Source organism: Microbulbifer harenosus (genome assembly GCF_005771435.1).
GTDB lineage: Bacteria > Pseudomonadota > Gammaproteobacteria > Pseudomonadales > Cellvibrionaceae > Microbulbifer > Microbulbifer harenosus.
On record NZ_VANI01000015.1, the window covers coordinates 92,006 to 110,459 of the forward strand.

The window sequence follows — 18,454 nt, forward strand, 5'->3', positions numbered from 1 at the left end:
GGTGTTTCGTAAGGACTTGTAGGAGCCTGCCTTGCAGGCGAAGGTTCAGGCTCCGTAGCTTTTCGCCTGCGAGGCAGGCTCCTACAGGGTGTGGGTCGTCGGCGGGTAAATCAATCGATCCCGATCTTGATGGCGCCGGAGCCGGGCAGTTTTTCCACCAGCTGGTGACCGCAGAGTTTCGAGGGCGTGAAGTAACCGCCTTTACCCTCGTAATCCAACAGAAACTCCATCACCGCCAGCGAGCCGTGCACGGTCACATCGTAGCCATTGGCAGTGACCACGCGCCCCACCCGGCGCTCGCCGCGGCGGTCGTTGCGCACCTCGCCCCACACCCAGGTCTTCTGCTCTGCGCGCTGGTTCTCGGTGGGCCCCTGCACGTTCTTGTCTACCTTGCTTTTTAGCCATTTCTGTACCCACTGCATGCGCAGCAGCCAGCGGAATCTGTTGAGTCGCTGCATCTTCTTCGCGCGCCGCGGACTCATGGGGACGTACACCTCGATATTTGGAATCTCGGTGGAGTAGTAGGCCGTGGCCACATCGCCCCAGGGAATGGCAACCGCAAACTTTTCGCCGCGGCCAAAGTTGATTGTGCGGGTCAGCCCGCCGTGAGGGATTACTTCGATCTTGCCGTTGCGGCGCACCGCGCCGCCCACACCCAGGCTCTCGATGGATGTTTTGGCCGTACCCGGGCTCAGGCCGGAATCGGAATCGAACCCCAGGGTCAGGTGAGTGGCACTGGTCATGGCCTTGTGCAGCGCCGCCGCCAGGCAGTCGGTGGGGATTACATCGAAGCCGGTACCGGGGCACAGCACCACGCCCGCGGCCTTTGCCTCGGCATCCATTGCGTGCGCCTGCTGGTATACCGCCATCTCGCCGGTGATGTCCTGATAGTGGGTACCGCTTTTGATACACGCGCGCATCATCGGCTCGGCGGTGGCGGAGAAGGGGCCGGCGCAGTGGATGACCACTGCCACATCCTTCAGGGTTCGCGCCAGTACCTCTTCATCGTCGAGACCGACGGCAATGGCGGAAAGCCCCAGTTCGTTGGCCAGCGGTTGCAGCTTGACGGCGCTGCGGCCTGACAGAATGGGTTTCAGGCCCCTGGCCACCGCCTTGCGGGCAATCAGCTCGCCGGTATAGCCGTACGCTCCGTAAATCAGGATCTGCTTATTGTTCACCTGTTGTCCTTATTGTGTGGTCGCGGGACCGTGTTTGTTCTGAGGTGGAATGGGCTGTGGGGGCGGTCAGTCGAGTGCTTTCTCCAGCGCGAAGCGCGGAATGCTCGTACCGTTTTTTTCAATAGTTTCCGCAAACATTGTCAGCGGGCGCGCCCACACGCCGAACTCATCATACAGAGCGCGGTAAATGGCCAATTGTTCCCCGGTTTCACTGTGGGTGGCGATTTCCATCAAATGGTAGAGATTGCCTTTGTAGTGACGGTAGATGCCTTTTTGCATGGGAGTCCTCAGGGGTTTTCACGCGAGGTGGAAGGGCGACAGTTGAATCTGGTTGACCCGTTGCCCGTGCAGCACGGCGATACCGCTGTAGCGGCGTTCGCCGGTGGAGGTGAATTCGAATTCATACTGGCGCAGCAGCCGGACCTGGCCGGTTTTATCGCGCTTCAGGCGCGTGCGTACCAGCATTACGGTGTCGTCCAGCAACTGGACACCTGACTCGGCGCAGTGCGCCTTGACGATACGACGCACCCTGTCTTTGGCGGCCATGCCGGCCCAGAAATACCAGGCTGCCAGGATCAGCAGGAACAGCCAGAACAAGTCGCCCAGTGAGTAGTACATAAAGATTCAGAATGTTTACGTTCGTGCGCGCAAGAATACCACCAGAAAAAGGACTGTGCCTGAGGCGATTCTCACGTTCCGAATGCGGTTCGGCCACTAGGCAAGCTGCAGCAGCCCCAGGTGTTGGGCAATCTGGCTCAATGACATCAGCACACACATGGCGATGACCAGCGGGCGGATCAGCCGGGTGCCGCCCGCCAGCATGGTGTGACTGCCGATAATGGCTCCGATCATCTGGCCCGCCATCATGGTCGCGCCGATGGTCCAGATCACCTTGCCACCGGCGGCAAACAGTGCAACAGAGACCACATTGGTGGTGAGGTTGAACAGCTTGGCGCGGATGGTGGCTGCGAGCAGAGTCTGGCCGCGAAAGGCGACACCGGTGGCGGCAAAGAAGGTGCCGGTGCCGGGCCCGAAGGCACCGTCGTAAAATCCCACCGCTGGGGCACAGGTGAGTGCCCACTGGGTTTCACTCTGGCGGGGATGGCTTTCATTGCTGCCCATATTTGGTGTCAGCCATACATAAAGCGCCACGCAAAGCAGCAGAACCGGAATTACCCAGCTTAACCAGCTGGTATCGACACGTTGGATCAGCCAGGTGCCCAGCGCTGCACCGAGTGCCGCGGTGACAACCGGCAGCAGCAGCGCGCGCTCGCGCAGGTGACCCTTGGCGAACAACGTGGTGGTGGCTGTCAGGGTGCCAATCACCGCCTGGCTTTTGTTGGTGGCGAGTGCGGTGACCGGCGGCACGCCGGCGAGCAGCAGTGCCGGCAGGGTCAGCAATCCGCCCCCGCCCGCGAGGGTATCCACCCAGCCCGCGAACATGGCAACGGCAAACAACACCAGAAGCAGGGTGAGGGTGAGTTCCATGGGATTCCTTAGTCTAGGTATTGCGGTGGCGCGCATTGTATCAGCGGAAACCCGGTGATCACCCCCGCTGAATTTATTATTTTCCCCTGGTTCGGTCAGATAGAGCGGCTCCCGGTTTTATGTCGGAATCCCGCGGCGGCGCTGGCGTTTGGTGGTGCGATCATTGGTTTTGCGCTGCCGCGCCGGGTTCGCCATTGAGCGTTCCCTCCGTGAACCCGCTTACGCTGATTCGGGAGCAGGTGGCGCAGGGGGCAGCGCAATATGGCCCGCAATCAATGCTTCCTTGCGTGCCTTGGGCCATTTCTTGATCTGTAGTTCCAGCTTCAGCGCCTGCGACTTGTCCGCCACCGCCTGCTGAAATTCCAGCGTCAGTGGGCCGCGCCCGCGCAGTGCTTTGGCGGCTTTGGGACCGCCGTTGCTGTGCTCCCCAAAGCGGCGCGCCACGTCCCGGGTGATACCGGTATACAGGCTGCCGGCGCGGGTGCGGATCAGATAAACAAACCAGTCAGACACTTTCTACCACTCGTGGAGTAATCGCTGTGACGGTGCATTGTATCAGCCCGCGGTTGCTTATTGCGTCTCGGCAAATTTACATATTCGAATATCCATATATAATGCTCGCAACCTGGCACCACGATCTTGAGGAACTGTGATGACCCCGGTGCAATTGTTCAAATGTCTGGCGGACGAGACCCGTCTGCGGCTGGTACTGCTGATGCAAGCGGAGGGGGAGCTGTGCGTGTGCGAACTGATGGCGGCGCTGGGAGAATCCCAGCCGAAAATCTCCCGGCATCTGGCGCAACTGCGCAACTGCGGCCTGCTGCAGGACACCCGTCGCGGCCAGTGGGTTTACTACAACATTCACCCGTCGCTGCCGGGCTGGGCGAGCAGCGTAATTGATAGCGCGACCAATGCCGAAGCCGGTCGCTTATCGGCACTGCGGAGCAGCCTCAAGGCCATGGCCGATCGCCCCGTTTGTTGCTGAACAATCCCAAGGAAATGAATCAATGAACATTCTGTATATCTGTACCCACAATCGCTGCCGCAGCATTCTGAGCGAAGCGATCACCAATCACCTCGCGCAGGGGCGCATCCAGGCCTGCAGTGCCGGCAGCCAGCCCAGTGGCGAAGTGCACCCACTGTCGATCCGCTATCTCAGGGAGAAAGGCATAGATACCGCGGGGCTCGAGAGCAAATCCTGGGATGCCTTCGAACAGAACCAGCCGGATGTGGTGGTCACCGTGTGTGACAGCGCCGCCAATGAAAGCTGCCCGGTGTGGTTTGGCGATACCCTCAAGGTGCACTGGGGGCTGCCGGACCCCTCGAAACTCGAGGGCAGTGAAGAGGAAATCCGCGAGGCGTTCTACCGTGTGATGGAAACCATCGAGCACCGCGTGCAGGGTCTGTTGTCCCTGCAGGAGAAGAACCTGCCGCGCGAAGAGTTGCTGAATGCGCTTGTCAGCATTGCAGAGGTCAACTGATCGTGGGGCTGTTTGAACGGTATCTTTCGGTCTGGGTGGCGCTGTGTATCGTCGCGGGCGTTTTGCTCGGCACCCAATTTCCCGCACTCTTCCACTGGTTCGCCGCGCTGGAAGTGGCCCGCGTAAATATTCCGGTAGCGATTTTCATCTGGTTGATGATCTACCCGATGATGGTGCAGGTGGACTTCAGCTCCATTCGCGATATCGGTAAAAAACCCAAAGGGCTGCTGCTCACGCTGGTGATGAACTGGCTGATCAAACCCTTCACCATGGCGGCCCTGGGTTGGTTGTTTTTCCGGGTGATTTTCGCCGACCTGGTGGACCCGCAGACGGCAACGGAATACATCGCCGGTATGATCCTGCTCGGCGTGGCGCCCTGTACCGCGATGGTGTTTGTGTGGAGCCAGCTGACCCGCGGCGATGCCAATTACACTCTGGTGCAGGTGTCGGTGAACGACGTCATCATGATTTTTGCCTTCGCCCCCCTGGCCGCATTTCTGCTTGGGGTCAGCGATGTGACCGTGCCCTGGGATACGCTGTTGTTATCGGTCGTGCTGTATGTGGTGATCCCTCTGATTGCCGGCATCCTGACCCGCCGTGCACTGGATTCTCGAGCGGATCACTCGCGTCTGAACCATTTCCTCGAAACCGTAAAACCGATTTCCATTGCCGGCCTGCTGGCGACCGTGGTGCTGCTGTTCGGTTTCCAGGCGGAGACCATTCTCTCCCAACCGCTGGCCATTGTGCTGATCGCGATTCCACTGCTGATCCAGACCTACGGGATTTTTGCGATCTCCTACGGCGCGGCACGGGCCATGAAACTACCGCACAATATCGCCGCGCCGGGCTGCATGATTGCCACCTCCAATTTTTTCGAGCTGGCGGTGGCCGTGGCCATCTCCCTGTTCGGCCTCAATTCCGGTGCCGCACTGGCAACGGTGGTGGGGGTGCTGGTGGAAGTGCCGGTTATGTTGAGCCTGGTGGCCTTTGCCAATCGAACCCGCCACTACTTTGAGGAGTGAGTTGTGTCCCTGAACGATATGCCGAACATTGACGCCGAGTGCCTGCAGCCGATCGACGAGGCGAAGCTGTTTTCTGCTGAGCGCTCACCGGCGCCCGTGAAAATCCTGTTGCTATACGGCTCACTGCGGTCGCGCTCCTTCAGCCGCCTGGCCACGGAAGAGGCCGCGCGCATTCTGGAATTTTTTGGTGCGGAAACCCGCACCTTCAATCCCTCCGGATTGCCGTTGCCAGACGATGCGGAGGAAGACCATCCGAAGGTTCAGGAGCTGCGCGCGCTGGCACAGTGGTGCGATGGCATGGTGTGGTGCAGCCCGGAGCGCCACGGCGCCATGACCGGCATTATGAAAGCGCAGATCGACTGGATCCCGCTGGCGATGCAGAGTATCCGTCCCACCCAGGGCAAGACCCTGGCAGTGATGCAGGTCAGTGGTGGTTCGCAATCGTTCAACGCCGTAAACCAGATGCGGGTGTTGGGACGCTGGATGCGGATGGTCACCATTCCCAACCAGTCATCTATTCCCAAAGCGTGGTTGGAGTTTGACGACAACGACCGTATGAAGCCGTCATCCCTGTACGATCGCGTGGTGGATGTGATGGAAGAGCTGGTGAAGTTCACCCTGTTGCTGCGGGATCGTTCGGACTATCTGGTAGACCGTTACTCCGAGCGCAAGGAAAGTGCCGAGGAATTCCGCAAGCGGATAGACCAGCGTTCGATGTGAACCCTAGAACAGACTCTGCTGATCTCCGGCGCGCAGCGGCAGGGTAAAGCGGCTAGAGTCCAGCGCCAGTTTCCTTTCATTCAGGCCCAGCTTGCGGCAGTGCACCTTGAAGCGTTGCCGCAGCAGCTGGGCGAATACGCCGGTGCCGCGCTGGCGCTCGCCAAATTCGCTTTGGTTGTCTTTTCCCCCGCGGCTTTGCTGCACCAGACTCATGACATGCGCCGCTCGCTGCGGATAGTGCTCCGCCAGCCATTGCCTGAACAGCGGCGCCACTTCAAACGGCAGCCGCAGCAGAATGTAGGCGGCCTGGATGGCGCCGGCTTCGCTGGCGCTGGTCAAGATATTTTCCAGCTCCGAATCGTTGAGCGCCGGGATCATCGGCGCTGCCATCACTGCGGTGGGAATCCCTGCGCCGCTCAGTGCCTCGATGGTGCGCAGGCGCGCGGCCGGCCCCGCGGTGCGCGGTTCCAGTCGGCGTTTCAGGTCGTTATCCAGCGTGGTTACACTGATGGCTACATGCACCAGGTTGTCCCGGGCCATCTCTGCCAGGATCGGCAGGTCGCGCACAATCAATTGGCTCTTGGTGACGATGGTCAGTGGATGGCGGTGGCGCTGCAGGGTTTCCAGTATCTGGCGGGTGATCTGCTTGTCTTTTTCCAGCGGCTGGTAGGGGTCGGTATTGGTGCCCATGGCGATGGGGCTGCACTGGTAGCCCTTCTTGCGCAGCGCCTGTTCCAGTAGCTCTGCCGCATTGGGTTTGTAAAACAGCCGCGTCTCGAAATCGAGCCCCGGCGACAGGTCCATATAGGCGTGGGCGGGACGGGCGTAGCAGTATACGCAACCATGCTCACAACCCCGGTACGCATTAATCGACTGGGTGAAAGGAATATCCGGGGAGCTGTTGGTGGCGATAATGGATTTCGCCTTTTCCTCTATGGCCACGGTTTCAATCCGCTCAAGCGGTTCCAGCTCCAGCGCCCAGCCATCGCTCTCGCGGCTGCTGACCTGGTCCACAAAGCGCCCGGCCAGATTGCTAACGGCGCCGCGGCCCTTGTGCAAGCGGGTGGGGTTGCTGGGGGAGTCGTTGGCCACGCTGATGCTCTTCTGGATACTGTATGTGCATACAGTTTATTGCCGCGTGCCGGACGGTGCAACCGGCGCGGACAACACTTACAATGACTGGGCAGTTTTGGCTATCGCCCTATCAACAATCAGAGCAGGGGTCAGGGAATGGATCTTCAGGCAGTGGCCGCGATTTACGGCTTTGCGGTCAAGGTGTTGCAGCTGTTTGCAATGCTGTTCGCCTTCGGGTTAGTGGTGCTGGTGCTCTACGTGGTGTACCTGTACCTGTCGGATGTGAGCCAGACCAAGCAGGCGATCCGGCGCAATTTCCCGGTGCTGGGGCGCTTTCGCTACCAGTTTGAACACCTGGGCGAGTTTTTTCGCCAGTACTTCTACGCGCTGGATCGCGAGGAGATGCCGTTCAACCGCGCCCAGCGCAACTGGGTTTACCGCGCGGCGAAAAATGTGGATTCCACCCTCGCGTTCGGCTCCACCCGGTCGCTCAATCAGCCCGGGGATATCGTCTTCCTTAATCACCCGTTTCCGACCCTGAGCAAGGACGCAGTACCGCCGCGGGAAGTGACTCTGGGGGAAGGCGTGGCACGCAAGCCCTACACTACAAGGTCGATTTTCAATATTTCCGGCATGAGCTTTGGTGCTCTGTCGGTGCCCGCGGTGACGGCGCTGTCGAAGGGGGCAGCCAAGGCCGGCATCTGGATGAACACGGGGGAAGGGGGCCTTTCCTCGCATCATCTGGCCGGAGGTTGCGACATCGTGTTCCAGATCGGCACTGCCAAATACGGGGTGCGGGATGCGGAGGGCAACCTGTCGGACGACAAACTGCGAGAGGTGGCGGCCCACGAGCAGGTGAAAATGTTCGAGTTGAAACTGTCCCAGGGCGCCAAACCCGGCAAGGGCGGCATCCTGCCCGGTATCAAGGTCACGCCGGAGATTGCCCATGTGCGTGGTATTCCCGTTGGCATGGATTCCATCAGCCCCAATGGCCATCCGGAAATCCGCGACGTGGATGGGTTGCTGGATATGATCAATCATATCCGCGACGTCACCGGCAAACCGGTCGGCTTCAAGTGCGTTATCGGCGTCAGCGACTGGCTGCACGATTTGTGTGCGGCTATCCAGCAGCGCGGTATCGAATCCGCGCCGGATTTCATCAATATCGACAGCGCCGATGGCGGCAGCGGTGCCGCCCCCCAGAGTCTGATGGATTACATGGGCCTGCCGCTGAGTCGCAGCCTGCCGCTGGTGGTGGATTTGCTCGAACAGTACGGGCTGCGCGAGCGGGTGAAGGTTATCTGTGCCGGCAAGCTGCTCACCCCTTCCATGGTCGCCTGGGCGCTGGCGATGGGGGCGGATTTCGTAAACTGCGGGCGCGGTTTTATGTTCGCTCTCGGCTGCATCCAGGCAATGCAGTGCAACAAAAATACCTGCCCTACCGGCGTCACCACCCACAACCCGGATCTGCAGCAGGGGCTGGATCCGATGGACAAAGCGGAGCGCGTGTATCACTACGCGCGCAATATGGAATACGAGGTCGGCACCATTGCCCATTCCTGCGGCGTGCCGGAACCGCGCCTGCTGCGCCGCGCCCACGTGGAGGTGATCAACGAGCGCGGCGTGCCCGTGCCGCTGAACGATCTGGTACCCGAGATAAAACCCAAATCCGTGATCGCCAGCGACCGCAGTATGAATTGATGAGCTGAAGAGAAACAGGGAGAGCACCATGGAAGGCGTCACCACACTGGTCGGGCAAGGGCTGTATATGGCGCTTGCCGCCGTCGCGGGCCTTGGTATTGCGCGTCTGCTGAAACGCGACGATACCCTCGGCTGCCTGATTGCGGGCGTGCTCGCCGGAATGCTGTTGCCGGTTTTTGATTACAACACCGGCCTGCGCGCAGAGAACATCCACCAGTTGGTGTTTTTCATCATACTGCCGGTGCTGATTTTCCAGTCCGCCTGGAAGATCGATCCGGATGCTTTGTTCCGCTGGCTCGCGCCGGCACTGCTGCTGGCCACGGTGGGCGTACTGATCTGCGCGTTGATTACTGCAGTGCTGGTGTATTTCGGGGTCGTGCAGTCGGGTGGTTTTCCATGGATCGCCGCACTGCTCACCGGCACCATCCTCGCCGCCACTGACCCCGCCGCGATTGTTGCCCGCCTGCGCAAGACCGGCGCCAATAACGAACTGCTTACCTTGCTCGAAGGAGAAAGCCTGTTCAACGATGCGGCGGCGATTGTGCTGTTTTCCTTTGTGTTGGGTATCGCCAGTCACAGTGCCATGGAAGGTGCTGTTGCCACAGGCGAAGAAATCGCGGGCGCGGGCAGTTTCGCGCTGTATTTTGCCGTGGTTTTCTTCGGTGGGCTCGCGGTCGGTACCATCTGCGGCTTGTTGACCGCCATTACCATCCTGTTTCTCCGCTCCGCCGGTGCTGCACTGGTGGTGCTGGTGTTGGCGGCCTTTGGCAGCTTTTACCTGGCGGAACACGTGGTGGGTGTGTCCGGTATTCTCTCGGTAATGATCTGCGCGATTGTCGCCCGAGCTTGTCTGCGCGAGCAGGAGCAAACCTACCTTGCCCACGCGGCACCGACCTGGGAATGGTTGGGGCTGCTGTTCCATGCGCTGATCTTTGTGATGATGGGACTGGTGATTACAGTCGATATGTTTGTTAATCACTGGCTGGCGATGATTGTTGCCATTGTGGCGGCGATTGGCGCCCGCGGGTTGGCTGTGTTTTTGGTGGCACCAATGGCGCGCTTTGTGGGGCCGCCGATCACAAAGAACTGGCGATTGATTCTGAGCTGGGGCGGTTTGCGCGGGGTGATCGCGGCGGCACTGGTGCTGTCGCTACCGGTGGATTTGCCGTACTGGGAAATGGTACAGGCAATGGTATTTGGGGTGGTGCTGTTTTCGCTGTTGGTGCAGGGAACTACGAGTACACGCCTGATTCGGAAGCTCGAGCCCTAAGGGGTTGTGCAAAGTGGTAGGCGGGAATTGTTTGCTGGTAACTGGTTTCTTCTTCTCCGGCTTTGCGGGAATAGAACAGGTGGGCTGCTATGGCCAACAGCAGCAGGGCAAAGAGGAGTACACCGATGACTCTGAGCATTGTTGGCCCTCGCAGTATTTTGGGTGCTATTGATTACTCGTCAGTGCGTTCATGCAGCGTTGTTTTAATATAGCTTCCGCGCGGCTGGTAGTAGTGGGAAACGGTGGAGGCATATTTTCCAACTCTGCCCAGATGCCCCGCCAAAGGTTTGAACAGCAGTTCATCCAGATTGAACCCAATGCCCACGAAGAACTCAGTGCTTCGCTCGGGAAAATACGGCGCATCCTCAGCCTTGAATCCCTGGGCCATATAGCCGAGGTTGAGCTCCAGGTATTTGAACGGCGTGTCCTGTAGTGCGGGTATCCCGGCTGCTTTTACCGCCAGTAAATAGCGCATGCCACTGTAATCGGTGACCGGATGGAAACCCTTCATTCCCTTTGAGGGACGGTAATCCAGGCGATAATCGAGCAGGTTCTTCAGCTCCGGGTTGCGTGTTCTCAGGTAGGACAGGGCAATACCGGTAGTGTTGAAAATGACGTCTTCGTAAGAAAAGCCGTGATCGGCGGAGTATCCGTCGAACATCTCGACGTAGAGCATCAGGCTGCTGGCCCAGAGCGCGCTGTACGTTGCCGCGAATTCCGGTTCATTCTCGCGGGAAAGGCCATTGCCGATGGCCTCGGCGATCAGGTAGGACGAGTACATATGCCCGAGTTTGTCCATGCCGCCGCTCCCCGTGTCCATGCCAAACCAGCCCTCATCGTTGAACCGGAATGAGGAGCTGCCCCAGTTCCATTCCTTGACGCCCAGGTAGGTAATGCCGCCGCCAACCGCGGCAATTTCATATTTGGCATCCAGCAGGGACTTTTGGGTGCCTTCCCAAGTGATCGCGGCGGCACTCAGTGGTGGTGAGAGCAAGAAGCACAGTGACAATACCAGGCAGCGCAAAGTTGAGATCGGTTGCATGCAGTGAAGCCTTTTTGGGTGCGGGCGAGAATGGCGTGCGAGCCAAATTTTTGGCGGAAGATACAAGTCCGGCGGATGAAATACAAATGCACCAACGGCCAGGATTAGCTGGCGAATAATAATAGTGGCGGCGGTTTCTCGCCCAGACTGCGAAATTGTTCCGCTACAACTACGCTTCTCTGGTAGTTGATGTCAGGGAGGAACCGCTTTGTTGTATTTGAGGGGAAGATTGGCAGTACTGGGAGTTTTTGCACTGACCTCCCTTGCCTGCCTTGGCAGCGAGGAACATCCATCCTTCCCGACACCCTCGGGGGCGACCGCAGATGGCGCAGGTGAGTGTGTCGTTAACGAGTCGTTGCAGGAGTTGACGATCACCGAGGGAGAGGGCGACGCAACGGCGCCCAAACGGTCGCGAGCGGAAGACGCCCAGGCAAACAGCGCGCCCGAGCCCTATCACAGCGAACGCATACAGGCAATTCGCCAAGCTATCGACAATCCATTTTCACTGATCGGTTACCGGGCGAATTATCTGCTGCCTGTGGCCTATCGCCATTTCCCGGAGGAAGACAGTTCGATAGCGGCGGCTCGCTACAGTGTGCGAGGCTTGAAACCCTCGGAAATGCAGTTCCAGCTCTCGCTACAGTTGCCCGTATTTAGCGGGTTTTGGGGGGAGAACTCGTTTCTCAGTTTTGCCTACACCAATCGGAGTTTCTGGCAGGCGTATGCACCCTCCTCCCCCTTTCGGGAAATCAATCACGAGGTGGAACTGTTGGCGACATGGGTCGGTGATTGGGAGGCTTTCGGCTTTCGAAACATTCCCATGCGGATGGGAATCAGCCATCAGTCCAACGGCCGTGGCGATATATACTCGCGCGGATGGAACCGGATTTATGCGGATTTTACCTTTGAAAAAGGCCGTTACTTTCTCAATCTCAAGCCCTGGTACCTAATTTCGGTTGATCGCGAAGTCGGGCGCAGCAGTGAATTTGGTACCTATTTCGGTAACTTTGAGGTCACAGGTGGGTACAGTGCCGGCGGGTATACTTCGTCGATCATGTTGCGCAACAACCTGAAATCAGAAAATTTTGGCGCTGTGGAGCTGTCCTGGGGATTTCCCATTGCGCCACGTGTGCGCGGGGTGGTGAAATACTTTGACGGTTACGGCGAGAGTCTGATCGACTATTCAACGCGAGTGCAAATGCTGGGGATAGGTGTGATGCTCGTGCCGGGTCTCTAAGGGTATTGAGCTGGCGGAGCGAGGCTCCGCCAGCTCGGCTCAGGCCCAGTTCAGTATCACTTTTCCGGATTCCCCAGATCCCATGGTCTCAAACCCTTTCTGGAAGTCATCCACCGGGAACTGATGGGTGATGATGGGCGAAAGGTCGAGGCCGGACTGGATCAGGCTTGCCATTTTGTACCAGGTCTCGAACATCTCGCGGCCGTAGATACCTTTAAGGATCAGGCCTTTGAAAATAACCTGGCTCCAGTCGATTGCCATCTCGCCGGGAGGGATTCCCAACATCGCGATCTTGCCGCCGTGATTCATAGCCGACAGCATATCGCGGAAGGCCACAGCAACACCGGACATCTCCAGGCCGACGTCGAACCCCTCGGTCATGCCGATGTCTTTCATCACATCTTTGAGATGTTCCCGAGCCACGTTCACGGTGCGCGTCGCGCCCATCTTTTTTGCCAGATCCAGGCGGTAATCGTTGATGTCGGTGATCACCACATGGCGCGCACCCACATGGCGCGCGACCGCTGCAGCCATGATGCCGATGGGACCGGCACCGGTGATCAGCACATCTTCGCCGACCAGATCAAATGACAGCGCGGTGTGCACCGCGTTACCAAACGGATCGAAGATGGAAGCCAGCTCATCGGAGATATTATCCGGGATCTTGAATGCGTTCAGTGCCGGGATTACCAGATACTCGGCAAATGAACCCTGACGGTTTACGCCCACACCGTAGGTATTGCGGCACAGGTGGCGGCGGCCGGCGCGGCAGTTGCGGCAGTGGCCGCAGGTGATGTGGCCCTCGCCACTCACTCTATCGCCTACTTTGAATCCGGCCACTTCCTGGCCCATGCCCACCACTTCGCCCACGTATTCGTGGCCCACTACCATGGGTACCGGAATGGTCTTCTGCGACCACTCGTCCCAGTGGTAGATGTGCATGTCAGTGCCGCAGATGGCGGTCTTGCGGATCTTGATGAGCAGGTCGTTGTGACCGGGCTCCGGAATTTCGACATCGGTCATCCAGATGCCGGGCTTTGAATGAAGTTTGGATAGTGCTTTCATAAAACGACTTAAATAATTTCCAGCTCTTTGCCGACTTCGATAAACGCATCAATACAGCGGTCCAGTTGCTCGCGGGTGTGCGCGGCAGACATCTGGGTGCGGATACGGGCCTGACCTTTTGGCACTACCGGGTAGAAGAAGCCCACCACATAAATCCCTTTTTCCAGCATGCGATCTGCCATCTTCTGCGCGAGTGCCGCGTCGCCGATCATCACCGGAATGATCGCGTGGTCAGCACCGGCGAGGGTGAAGCCCGCTTCGTTCATACGCTTGCGGAAATAGGCCGAATTTTCCTGCAGTTGTGTGCGCAACTCGCCGCCTTCGATCAGCATATCCAGCACTTTCAGTGACGCGGTGACGATGGCCGGCGCCACGGAATTGGAGAACAGGTAAGGGCGCGAGCGCTGGCGCAGCAGCTCGATAATTTCCTTGCGGCCGGAGGTAAAACCGCCGGAGGCACCGCCCAAGGCCTTGCCCAGGGTGCCGGTAATAATGTCGACGCGTTCGATCACATCGCAGTACTCGTGGGTGCCGCGGCCGTGTTCGCCGAGGAAGCCCACTGCGTGGGAGTCGTCCACCATTACCAGCGCGTTGTATTTGTCGGCCAGATCGCAGATGCCCTTGAGGTTGGCAATCACGCCGTCCATGGAAAACACGCCGTCGGTGGCGATGAGTTTGGTTCTTGCGCCGGCGGCATCGGCGGCTTTCAGCTGTTCTTCCAGGTCCGCCATATCGTTGTTGGCGTAGCGGAAGCGCTTGGCCTTACACAGGCGTACACCGTCGATGATGGAAGCGTGGTTCAACGCGTCGGAAATGACCGCGTCCTCCGCGCCCAGTAGTGTCTCGAACAGACCGCCGTTGGCATCGAAGCACGAGGTGTAAAGGATCGTGTCTTCGGTCTGCAGGAATTCAGACAGCTGAAATTCCAGCGCCTTGTGAATGTCCTGGGTGCCGCAGATAAAACGCACGGACGCCATGCCAAAGCCGTACTGGTCGAGGCCCTCTTTGGCCGCCTGGATCAGTTCCGGGTGGTTGGCGAGCCCGAGGTAATTGTTGGCGCAGAAGTTCAGCACCTGGGTGTCGTTGTTCACCTGGATCTCAGCACTCTGCTGGGAGGTGATGATGCGCTCGCGCTTATAGAGGCCATCGGCTTCGATCTGTTTCAGTTCGTCGCGCAGGTGCTGGAAGAAATGCTCGGGCTTTGACATGGCGTTGTTATTGGCTCCCTGAGTCTATAGGGCTATGTATGGTAGACGTGTGTCTCGTGGCACAAGTCTAGTGGTCACACGGCCAGTTCACAGGCTTTGTGGGCCGTGACTGGTGCGTCGCTGGCGCGGCAATGGGTGGCAAAGGCCAGCGCGTCTTCCGTCGAGTCGAACAGCAATTGCCACAGCAGTTGTCGATCGCTGCGTTTGACTGCCCGGACTGCCGTGCGGCTGCGCTGGGGGGCAATCTGGATTTCGATAACGTCGGTGGTGGATAGCGTGAATTCGGACATGTTCCCTCCAAATAAATTGTCTGGAGGGCTGACGGCGGAAGCGGCGATTCGTCCGCAGACAAACCGCATCCGGTTGGATTGCACAGCTGGGCCGAATTTCTCGGTTGCCAGCAAGAGCCCCATCCCCTGCACAGCTGCACCCAAAAGGCGCATTCCGTGAAGAGAAACCACCTTGCCCCGGTAGGCAGGTTGGCGTTGGCGTCAGCCACTCTCTTGATGTCGCGGGCAAAGATAGCGAGGGGAAAACGGCCAGTCAACCGCGCCGCCCATAAAGGCAGCGCGGCAGTTTTTTATGCGGGAAGCTGCACGGATTTCAGTTCAATAAACTCGTCCAGTCCGGCATTGCCGAATTCGCGCCCATTGCCGGAACGCTTCACGCCGCCGAAGGGAGCGTCGTAATTGAACTCGGCGCCGTTGACGAAGCAGAGCCCCGCCTCCAGTCGACGCACGATGGGCATCGCCGCCTCGGCGTCTTTCGCCCACACGCCACTGGAGAGGCCGTACTGGGTGTCGTTGGCGATGGCAATGGCCTCGTCCAGATCCTTGTATGGAATCATGCAGGTTACCGGGCCGAAGATCTCCTCGCGGGCAATGGCCATATCGTTGTTCACATCCGCAAACACTGTGGGGCTGACATAGAAACCCCGCTGGCAGCCTTCCGGTGCTTGGCTGCCGCCGGCCACCAGGCGCGCGCCTTCTTTCACCCCTTTGTCGATGTAGCCGCGCACGATCTCGCGCTGGCGCGCGGAAGACAGCGGGCCCATAAAGTCGTCGGCGCCGGTGCCCATGGCGATTTCTTCGGCCACCTTTTGCGCAATGGCCACGGCTTCCTCGTAGCGCTCCGCCGGTACCAGCATGCGGGTCAGCGCGGTGCAGGTCTGGCCACTGTTGATGAACACGTCCTCGCAGCCCCAGCGCACTGCCGCTTCCAGATCGGCGTCCGGGGTGATGATGAACGGCGACTTGCCACCGAGCTCCTGGGTTACGCGCTTGACCGTGGGCGCCGCCGCGCGGGCCACCTCGATGCCGGCGCGGGTGGAGCCGGTGAACGAGACCATGTCGATATCCACATGGCTGGACAGCGCCGCCCCCACAATCGGGCCGGCACCGGGCACCAGGTTGAAGACCCCGGCGGGCACGCCGGCGGCGTCGATGATTTCCGCCATCACGTAATCCTGCAGCGGTGTGATTTCCGACGGCTTCTGGATCATGGTGCAACCCGCGGCCAGTGCCGGTGCCACCTTGCCAACAAACTGGTGCAGAGGGTAGTTCCAGGGTGTGATGAAGCCGCACACGCCCACCGGCTCTTTCAGTACCAGTGAGTGGCCGGCCTTTTCCGTTTCTTCCATTACCGCCGCACGGTCGGCGTAGTAGCGCATGGCGTAGATCGGGCCGTCGACATGCAGCCACTCGGTGATGTGTGGCGGGCAGCCCAGGGCCTGGGAAACGGCAGCGATCAGATCCTGCTTGCGCGCTTCCATGCCATCGGCAATGGCGTGCATCAACGCCTGGCGTTTGGCGGCGCGGGTGTGGCGCCATTCCTTAAAGGCGGCTTTCGCCGCGGCCACGGCGTCGTCCACATCGTCGAGGGTACCCTGGATGACCTCGCACAGGACTTCTTCGGTGGCTGGGTTGATCACCGGGTGCAGGCTGCCGCCCTTGGAGTCGCGCCACTCGCCGTTGATGTAGAGTTTGTCTGTGGGCAGTTTGCGGATTTCTGTCATGGATTTGTTCCGATATCTTTTTTCTGTATTTCTGCTGTAGGAGCCTGCCTGCAGGCGAACGGCAGTTGAGTTCGGCTCAATTTCGCCTGCAGGCAGGCTCCTACAGCGTGTCTATTCAGGGTGCGGTGATCTCGATCAGGGTTGGGCCCTTGCGCGCAAATGCCTCGGCCACCACTGGTCCCAGTTGTTCCGGTTTGTCGATGCGGCAGCCTTCGGCGCCGAAGGCGCGGGCCAGGGCGACGAAGTCCGGCGCGTGCAGGTTGACGCCTTCCTGTTCCACCTCGGCGGCATCCATGAAGTCGCGGATCTCGCCGTAGCCGCTGTTGTTCCACACCAGAATCGGTAGCGCCAGCTGCTGTTCCACCGCCGCCGCCAGTTCGCCGAGGGTGAACATGATGCCGCCGTCGCCGATCAGCCCGATTACCGGCCGCGGGCTTGCCAGCGCCGCGCCGATTGCGGCCGGCAGCGCAAAACCCAGGGTGCCATAACCGGTAGTGCAGGTGATATGGCTGCGTGGCTGGAACAGGCGCAGGGCGTGGTTGGTGTTGTAGGCCAGTTGGGTGGAGTCGGTGACGAGAATACCGTCTTCCGGCAACACGTCGCGCAGTGCCTGCACCCAGGGGTAGCGTTCTTCGGAGCCTGGCCACCATTCGCTGCGGCATTCGCGCAGCAGTTCATCTACCTCGGCGGCGCTGTGCCGCTGGCGCTCGCTGTCCACCGCGGGCAGCGCATCGTTTAACTGCGCAAGGGTGGCCCTGGCATCCGCGCAGATGGCGAGGTCGGGGTTGGCATTACACACCAACTGCGCGGGGTCCAGATCCACGCGGATCAGTTTGCCGTGGAACTGGTAGTTTTCCCGCACCAGATTGCGGTCGGTTTCCGCCAGCTCTGTGGCTACCGCCAGTACCACGTCCGCGTTTTCTACGCGCGTGCGTACCTTGCTGAAACTGAGATTGGCGCCGCCACACAGCGGGTGACGTTCGTCGACGATACCCTTGGCGGCGAGCGACAGAAACACCGGTGCCGCGAGCTTTTCCGCCAGTGCGGTGGCCTCTTTACCGGCGGCTTGTGCGCCGCCGCCCAACAGGATGACTGGTGACCTGGCCTCCGCCAGCCACTTCGCTGCCGTGGCAATACTTTCCGTTGGAGCCATGGGCAGGGCGGTGGGTTTGACCGCGCGATATTCCGCCAGCGGCATCTGCATGGGTGCGGGAAACAGATCGATGGGAATTTCGATATGCACCGGGCCCGGACGCGGTGCGTGCATCACCTGGAAGGCGCGCGCCAGTACTTGCGGCAACTGCTCGGCGCTGGTGAGTGCGTGCTGCCAGACACAGAAGCCGCGGGTCACGTCCTGCTGGCGCGGCAGTTCGTGCAAACGCCCGCGCCCGGTGCCGAGATCCTCGCGGCGATTGACCGCGCTGATCACCAGCATGGGGATCGAATCGGAATACGCTTGGGCCATGGCGGTGGCAGCGTTGGTGACGCCGGGGCCTGTGATCAGGAAGCACACGCCGGGCTTGCCACTGGCGCGGGCGTAACCATCGGCCATAAACGCGGCACCCTGTTCGTGACGCGGTGTGATATGGGTCAGTCCACTGCCGGGCAGGCCGCGGTAAAGTTCGATGGTGTGTACGCCGGGGATGCCGAACACTGTGTTTACGCCATATTGGCGCAACAGGTACATCAATGTCTGAGCGCAACTGGGAAAAGTCTGTGAAGGGCTGTTGACCATTCTTAGTTCCTGTTGTTTTTTTCACTTCGTGTCGCACGGCGTGTTCGCTGCACGCTTTGCGCCATTGCTGGTCGGAGCCTAGTCGCGCGCCGCGAGGGCTGCAAGCGCCCGCAGAGTCTGCATCCCAGTGGGTGAAAACGCAGGAAAATTGAGCCACAGCGGTGTGGGCGGCAGGATATTTGTGTTTTTGGCGGGCGTCGTCACTGGTGGTGAGATAGA

General features: G+C 59.7%; 19 protein-coding genes and 1 riboswitch. Of the genes, 7 read left to right on the forward strand and 12 right to left on the reverse strand.

All coding sequences use genetic code 11. From position 1 onward, the window contains the following. Window positions 1-110: 110 nt before the first annotated feature. From FDY93_RS14390 to FDY93_RS14410, 5 genes are all read right to left on the reverse strand, one after another. Window positions 111-1,178: a saccharopine dehydrogenase family protein gene (locus FDY93_RS14390; RefSeq protein ID WP_138236453.1), complete on the reverse strand. Its 1,068-nt coding sequence runs from the start codon at window positions 1,176-1,178 to the stop codon at window positions 111-113. Between the two features lie 66 nt (window positions 1,179-1,244). Continuing rightward, window positions 1,245-1,457 (reverse strand): DUF1653 domain-containing protein, encoded by a 213-nt coding sequence (locus FDY93_RS14395; protein ID WP_171018994.1) that lies wholly within the window; start codon window positions 1,455-1,457, stop codon window positions 1,245-1,247. An 18-nt stretch (window positions 1,458-1,475) separates the two neighbouring features. After that, window positions 1,476-1,796 carry a DUF3301 domain-containing protein gene (locus tag FDY93_RS14400; RefSeq protein ID WP_138236455.1) on the reverse strand — a complete coding sequence of 107 codons (321 nt, stop codon included), beginning with the start codon at window positions 1,794-1,796 and terminating at the stop codon, window positions 1,476-1,478. Between the two features lie 96 nt (window positions 1,797-1,892). Then, window positions 1,893-2,666 (reverse strand): TSUP family transporter, encoded by a 774-nt coding sequence (locus FDY93_RS14405; RefSeq protein WP_138236456.1) that lies wholly within the window; start codon window positions 2,664-2,666, stop codon window positions 1,893-1,895. 219 nt (window positions 2,667-2,885) lie between these two features. Further along, window positions 2,886-3,179 carry a GIY-YIG nuclease family protein gene (locus FDY93_RS14410; RefSeq protein ID WP_138236457.1) on the reverse strand — a complete coding sequence of 98 codons (294 nt, stop codon included), beginning with the start codon at window positions 3,177-3,179 and terminating at the stop codon, window positions 2,886-2,888. Window positions 3,180-3,318: 139 nt separating this feature from the next. On the opposite strand from FDY93_RS14410, the gene FDY93_RS14415 reads away from it, so the two are divergent. From FDY93_RS14415 to arsH, 4 genes are read left to right on the forward strand one after another with little or no spacing between them, the layout of a single operon-like run. Then, window positions 3,319-3,651: a metalloregulator ArsR/SmtB family transcription factor gene (locus FDY93_RS14415; protein ID WP_138236458.1), complete on the forward strand. Its 333-nt coding sequence runs from the start codon at window positions 3,319-3,321 to the stop codon at window positions 3,649-3,651. Window positions 3,652-3,673: 22 nt separating this feature from the next. Then, on the forward strand, window positions 3,674-4,147 hold the full coding sequence (locus tag FDY93_RS14420; protein WP_138236459.1) for an arsenate reductase ArsC: 474 nt from the start codon (window positions 3,674-3,676) through the stop codon (window positions 4,145-4,147). A gap of 2 nt (window positions 4,148-4,149) precedes the next feature. Further along, window positions 4,150-5,169: an ACR3 family arsenite efflux transporter gene (gene arsB / locus FDY93_RS14425; protein WP_138236460.1), complete on the forward strand. Its 1,020-nt coding sequence runs from the start codon at window positions 4,150-4,152 to the stop codon at window positions 5,167-5,169. Window positions 5,170-5,172: 3 nt separating this feature from the next. Next, window positions 5,173-5,889 carry an arsenical resistance protein ArsH gene (gene arsH, locus FDY93_RS14430; protein WP_246068592.1) on the forward strand — a complete coding sequence of 239 codons (717 nt, stop codon included), beginning with the start codon at window positions 5,173-5,175 and terminating at the stop codon, window positions 5,887-5,889. 3 nt (window positions 5,890-5,892) lie between these two features. Here arsH and FDY93_RS14435 read toward each other — a convergent pair whose 3' ends face one another. Next, a complete protein-coding gene (locus FDY93_RS14435) occupies window positions 5,893-6,981 on the reverse strand; it encodes a PA0069 family radical SAM protein (protein WP_138236461.1) in 1,089 nt (362 codons plus the stop codon). Between the two features lie 138 nt (window positions 6,982-7,119). Between FDY93_RS14435 and FDY93_RS14440 the strand changes: the two genes are divergently transcribed. Continuing rightward, window positions 7,120-8,664: an FMN-binding glutamate synthase family protein gene (locus FDY93_RS14440; protein WP_138236462.1), complete on the forward strand. Its 1,545-nt coding sequence runs from the start codon at window positions 7,120-7,122 to the stop codon at window positions 8,662-8,664. 28 nt (window positions 8,665-8,692) lie between these two features. After that, a complete protein-coding gene (locus tag FDY93_RS14445) occupies window positions 8,693-9,934 on the forward strand; it encodes a cation:proton antiporter (RefSeq protein WP_138236463.1) in 1,242 nt (413 codons plus the stop codon). 172 nt (window positions 9,935-10,106) lie between these two features. Here the strand turns inward: FDY93_RS14445 and FDY93_RS14450 are convergent, their stop codons facing one another. Continuing rightward, on the reverse strand, window positions 10,107-10,976 hold the full coding sequence (locus FDY93_RS14450) for a DUF2279 domain-containing protein (protein WP_138236464.1): 870 nt from the start codon (window positions 10,974-10,976) through the stop codon (window positions 10,107-10,109). Between the two features lie 229 nt (window positions 10,977-11,205). Between FDY93_RS14450 and FDY93_RS14455 the strand changes: the two genes are divergently transcribed. Beyond that, window positions 11,206-12,213: a phospholipase A gene (locus FDY93_RS14455; protein ID WP_166215110.1), complete on the forward strand. Its 1,008-nt coding sequence runs from the start codon at window positions 11,206-11,208 to the stop codon at window positions 12,211-12,213. Between the two features lie 39 nt (window positions 12,214-12,252). Here FDY93_RS14455 and tdh read toward each other — a convergent pair whose 3' ends face one another. From tdh to FDY93_RS14480, 5 genes are all read right to left on the reverse strand, one after another. Beyond that, window positions 12,253-13,278, reverse strand: coding sequence for an L-threonine 3-dehydrogenase (gene tdh, locus FDY93_RS14460; RefSeq protein WP_138236466.1), 1,026 nt, complete (start codon window positions 13,276-13,278; stop codon window positions 12,253-12,255). An 8-nt stretch (window positions 13,279-13,286) separates the two neighbouring features. Next, complete coding sequence (locus FDY93_RS14465) at window positions 13,287-14,486, reverse strand: glycine C-acetyltransferase (RefSeq protein ID WP_138236467.1); 1,200 nt, start codon at window positions 14,484-14,486, stop codon at window positions 13,287-13,289. 74 nt (window positions 14,487-14,560) lie between these two features. Continuing rightward, complete coding sequence (locus FDY93_RS14470; protein ID WP_138236468.1) at window positions 14,561-14,776, reverse strand: hypothetical protein; 216 nt, start codon at window positions 14,774-14,776, stop codon at window positions 14,561-14,563. Between the two features lie 90 nt (window positions 14,777-14,866). Continuing rightward, window positions 14,867-15,001, reverse strand: a riboswitch (SAM-I-IV-variant riboswitch). Between the two features lie 65 nt (window positions 15,002-15,066). Further along, complete coding sequence (locus tag FDY93_RS14475; protein WP_138236469.1) at window positions 15,067-16,500, reverse strand: aldehyde dehydrogenase family protein; 1,434 nt, start codon at window positions 16,498-16,500, stop codon at window positions 15,067-15,069. 115 nt (window positions 16,501-16,615) lie between these two features. After that, a complete protein-coding gene (locus FDY93_RS14480; protein WP_138236470.1) occupies window positions 16,616-18,235 on the reverse strand; it encodes a 5-guanidino-2-oxopentanoate decarboxylase in 1,620 nt (539 codons plus the stop codon). Window positions 18,236-18,454 lie beyond the last annotated feature (219 nt).

Coding starts and splice junctions, on each gene's coding strand:
- FDY93_RS14395 (WP_171018994.1), bottom strand. CDS start 1,457: ATGCAAAAAGGCATCTACCGTCACTACAAAGGCAATCTCTACCATTTG.
- FDY93_RS14400 (WP_138236455.1), bottom strand. CDS start 1,796: ATGTACTACTCACTGGGCGACTTGTTCTGGCTGTTCCTGCTGATCCTG.
- FDY93_RS14405 (WP_138236456.1), bottom strand. CDS start 2,666: ATGGAACTCACCCTCACCCTGCTTCTGGTGTTGTTTGCCGTTGCCATG.
- FDY93_RS14415 (WP_138236458.1), top strand. CDS start 3,319: ATGACCCCGGTGCAATTGTTCAAATGTCTGGCGGACGAGACCCGTCTG.
- FDY93_RS14420 (WP_138236459.1), top strand. CDS start 3,674: ATGAACATTCTGTATATCTGTACCCACAATCGCTGCCGCAGCATTCTG.
- FDY93_RS14440 (WP_138236462.1), top strand. CDS start 7,120: ATGGATCTTCAGGCAGTGGCCGCGATTTACGGCTTTGCGGTCAAGGTG.
- FDY93_RS14445 (WP_138236463.1), top strand. CDS start 8,693: ATGGAAGGCGTCACCACACTGGTCGGGCAAGGGCTGTATATGGCGCTT.
- FDY93_RS14450 (WP_138236464.1), bottom strand. CDS start 10,976: ATGCAACCGATCTCAACTTTGCGCTGCCTGGTATTGTCACTGTGCTTC.
- tdh (WP_138236466.1), bottom strand. CDS start 13,278: ATGAAAGCACTATCCAAACTTCATTCAAAGCCCGGCATCTGGATGACC.
- FDY93_RS14465 (WP_138236467.1), bottom strand. CDS start 14,486: ATGTCAAAGCCCGAGCATTTCTTCCAGCACCTGCGCGACGAACTGAAA.
- FDY93_RS14470 (WP_138236468.1), bottom strand. CDS start 14,776: ATGTCCGAATTCACGCTATCCACCACCGACGTTATCGAAATCCAGATT.
- FDY93_RS14475 (WP_138236469.1), bottom strand. CDS start 16,500: ATGACAGAAATCCGCAAACTGCCCACAGACAAACTCTACATCAACGGC.
- FDY93_RS14480 (WP_138236470.1), bottom strand. CDS start 18,235: ATGGTCAACAGCCCTTCACAGACTTTTCCCAGTTGCGCTCAGACATTG.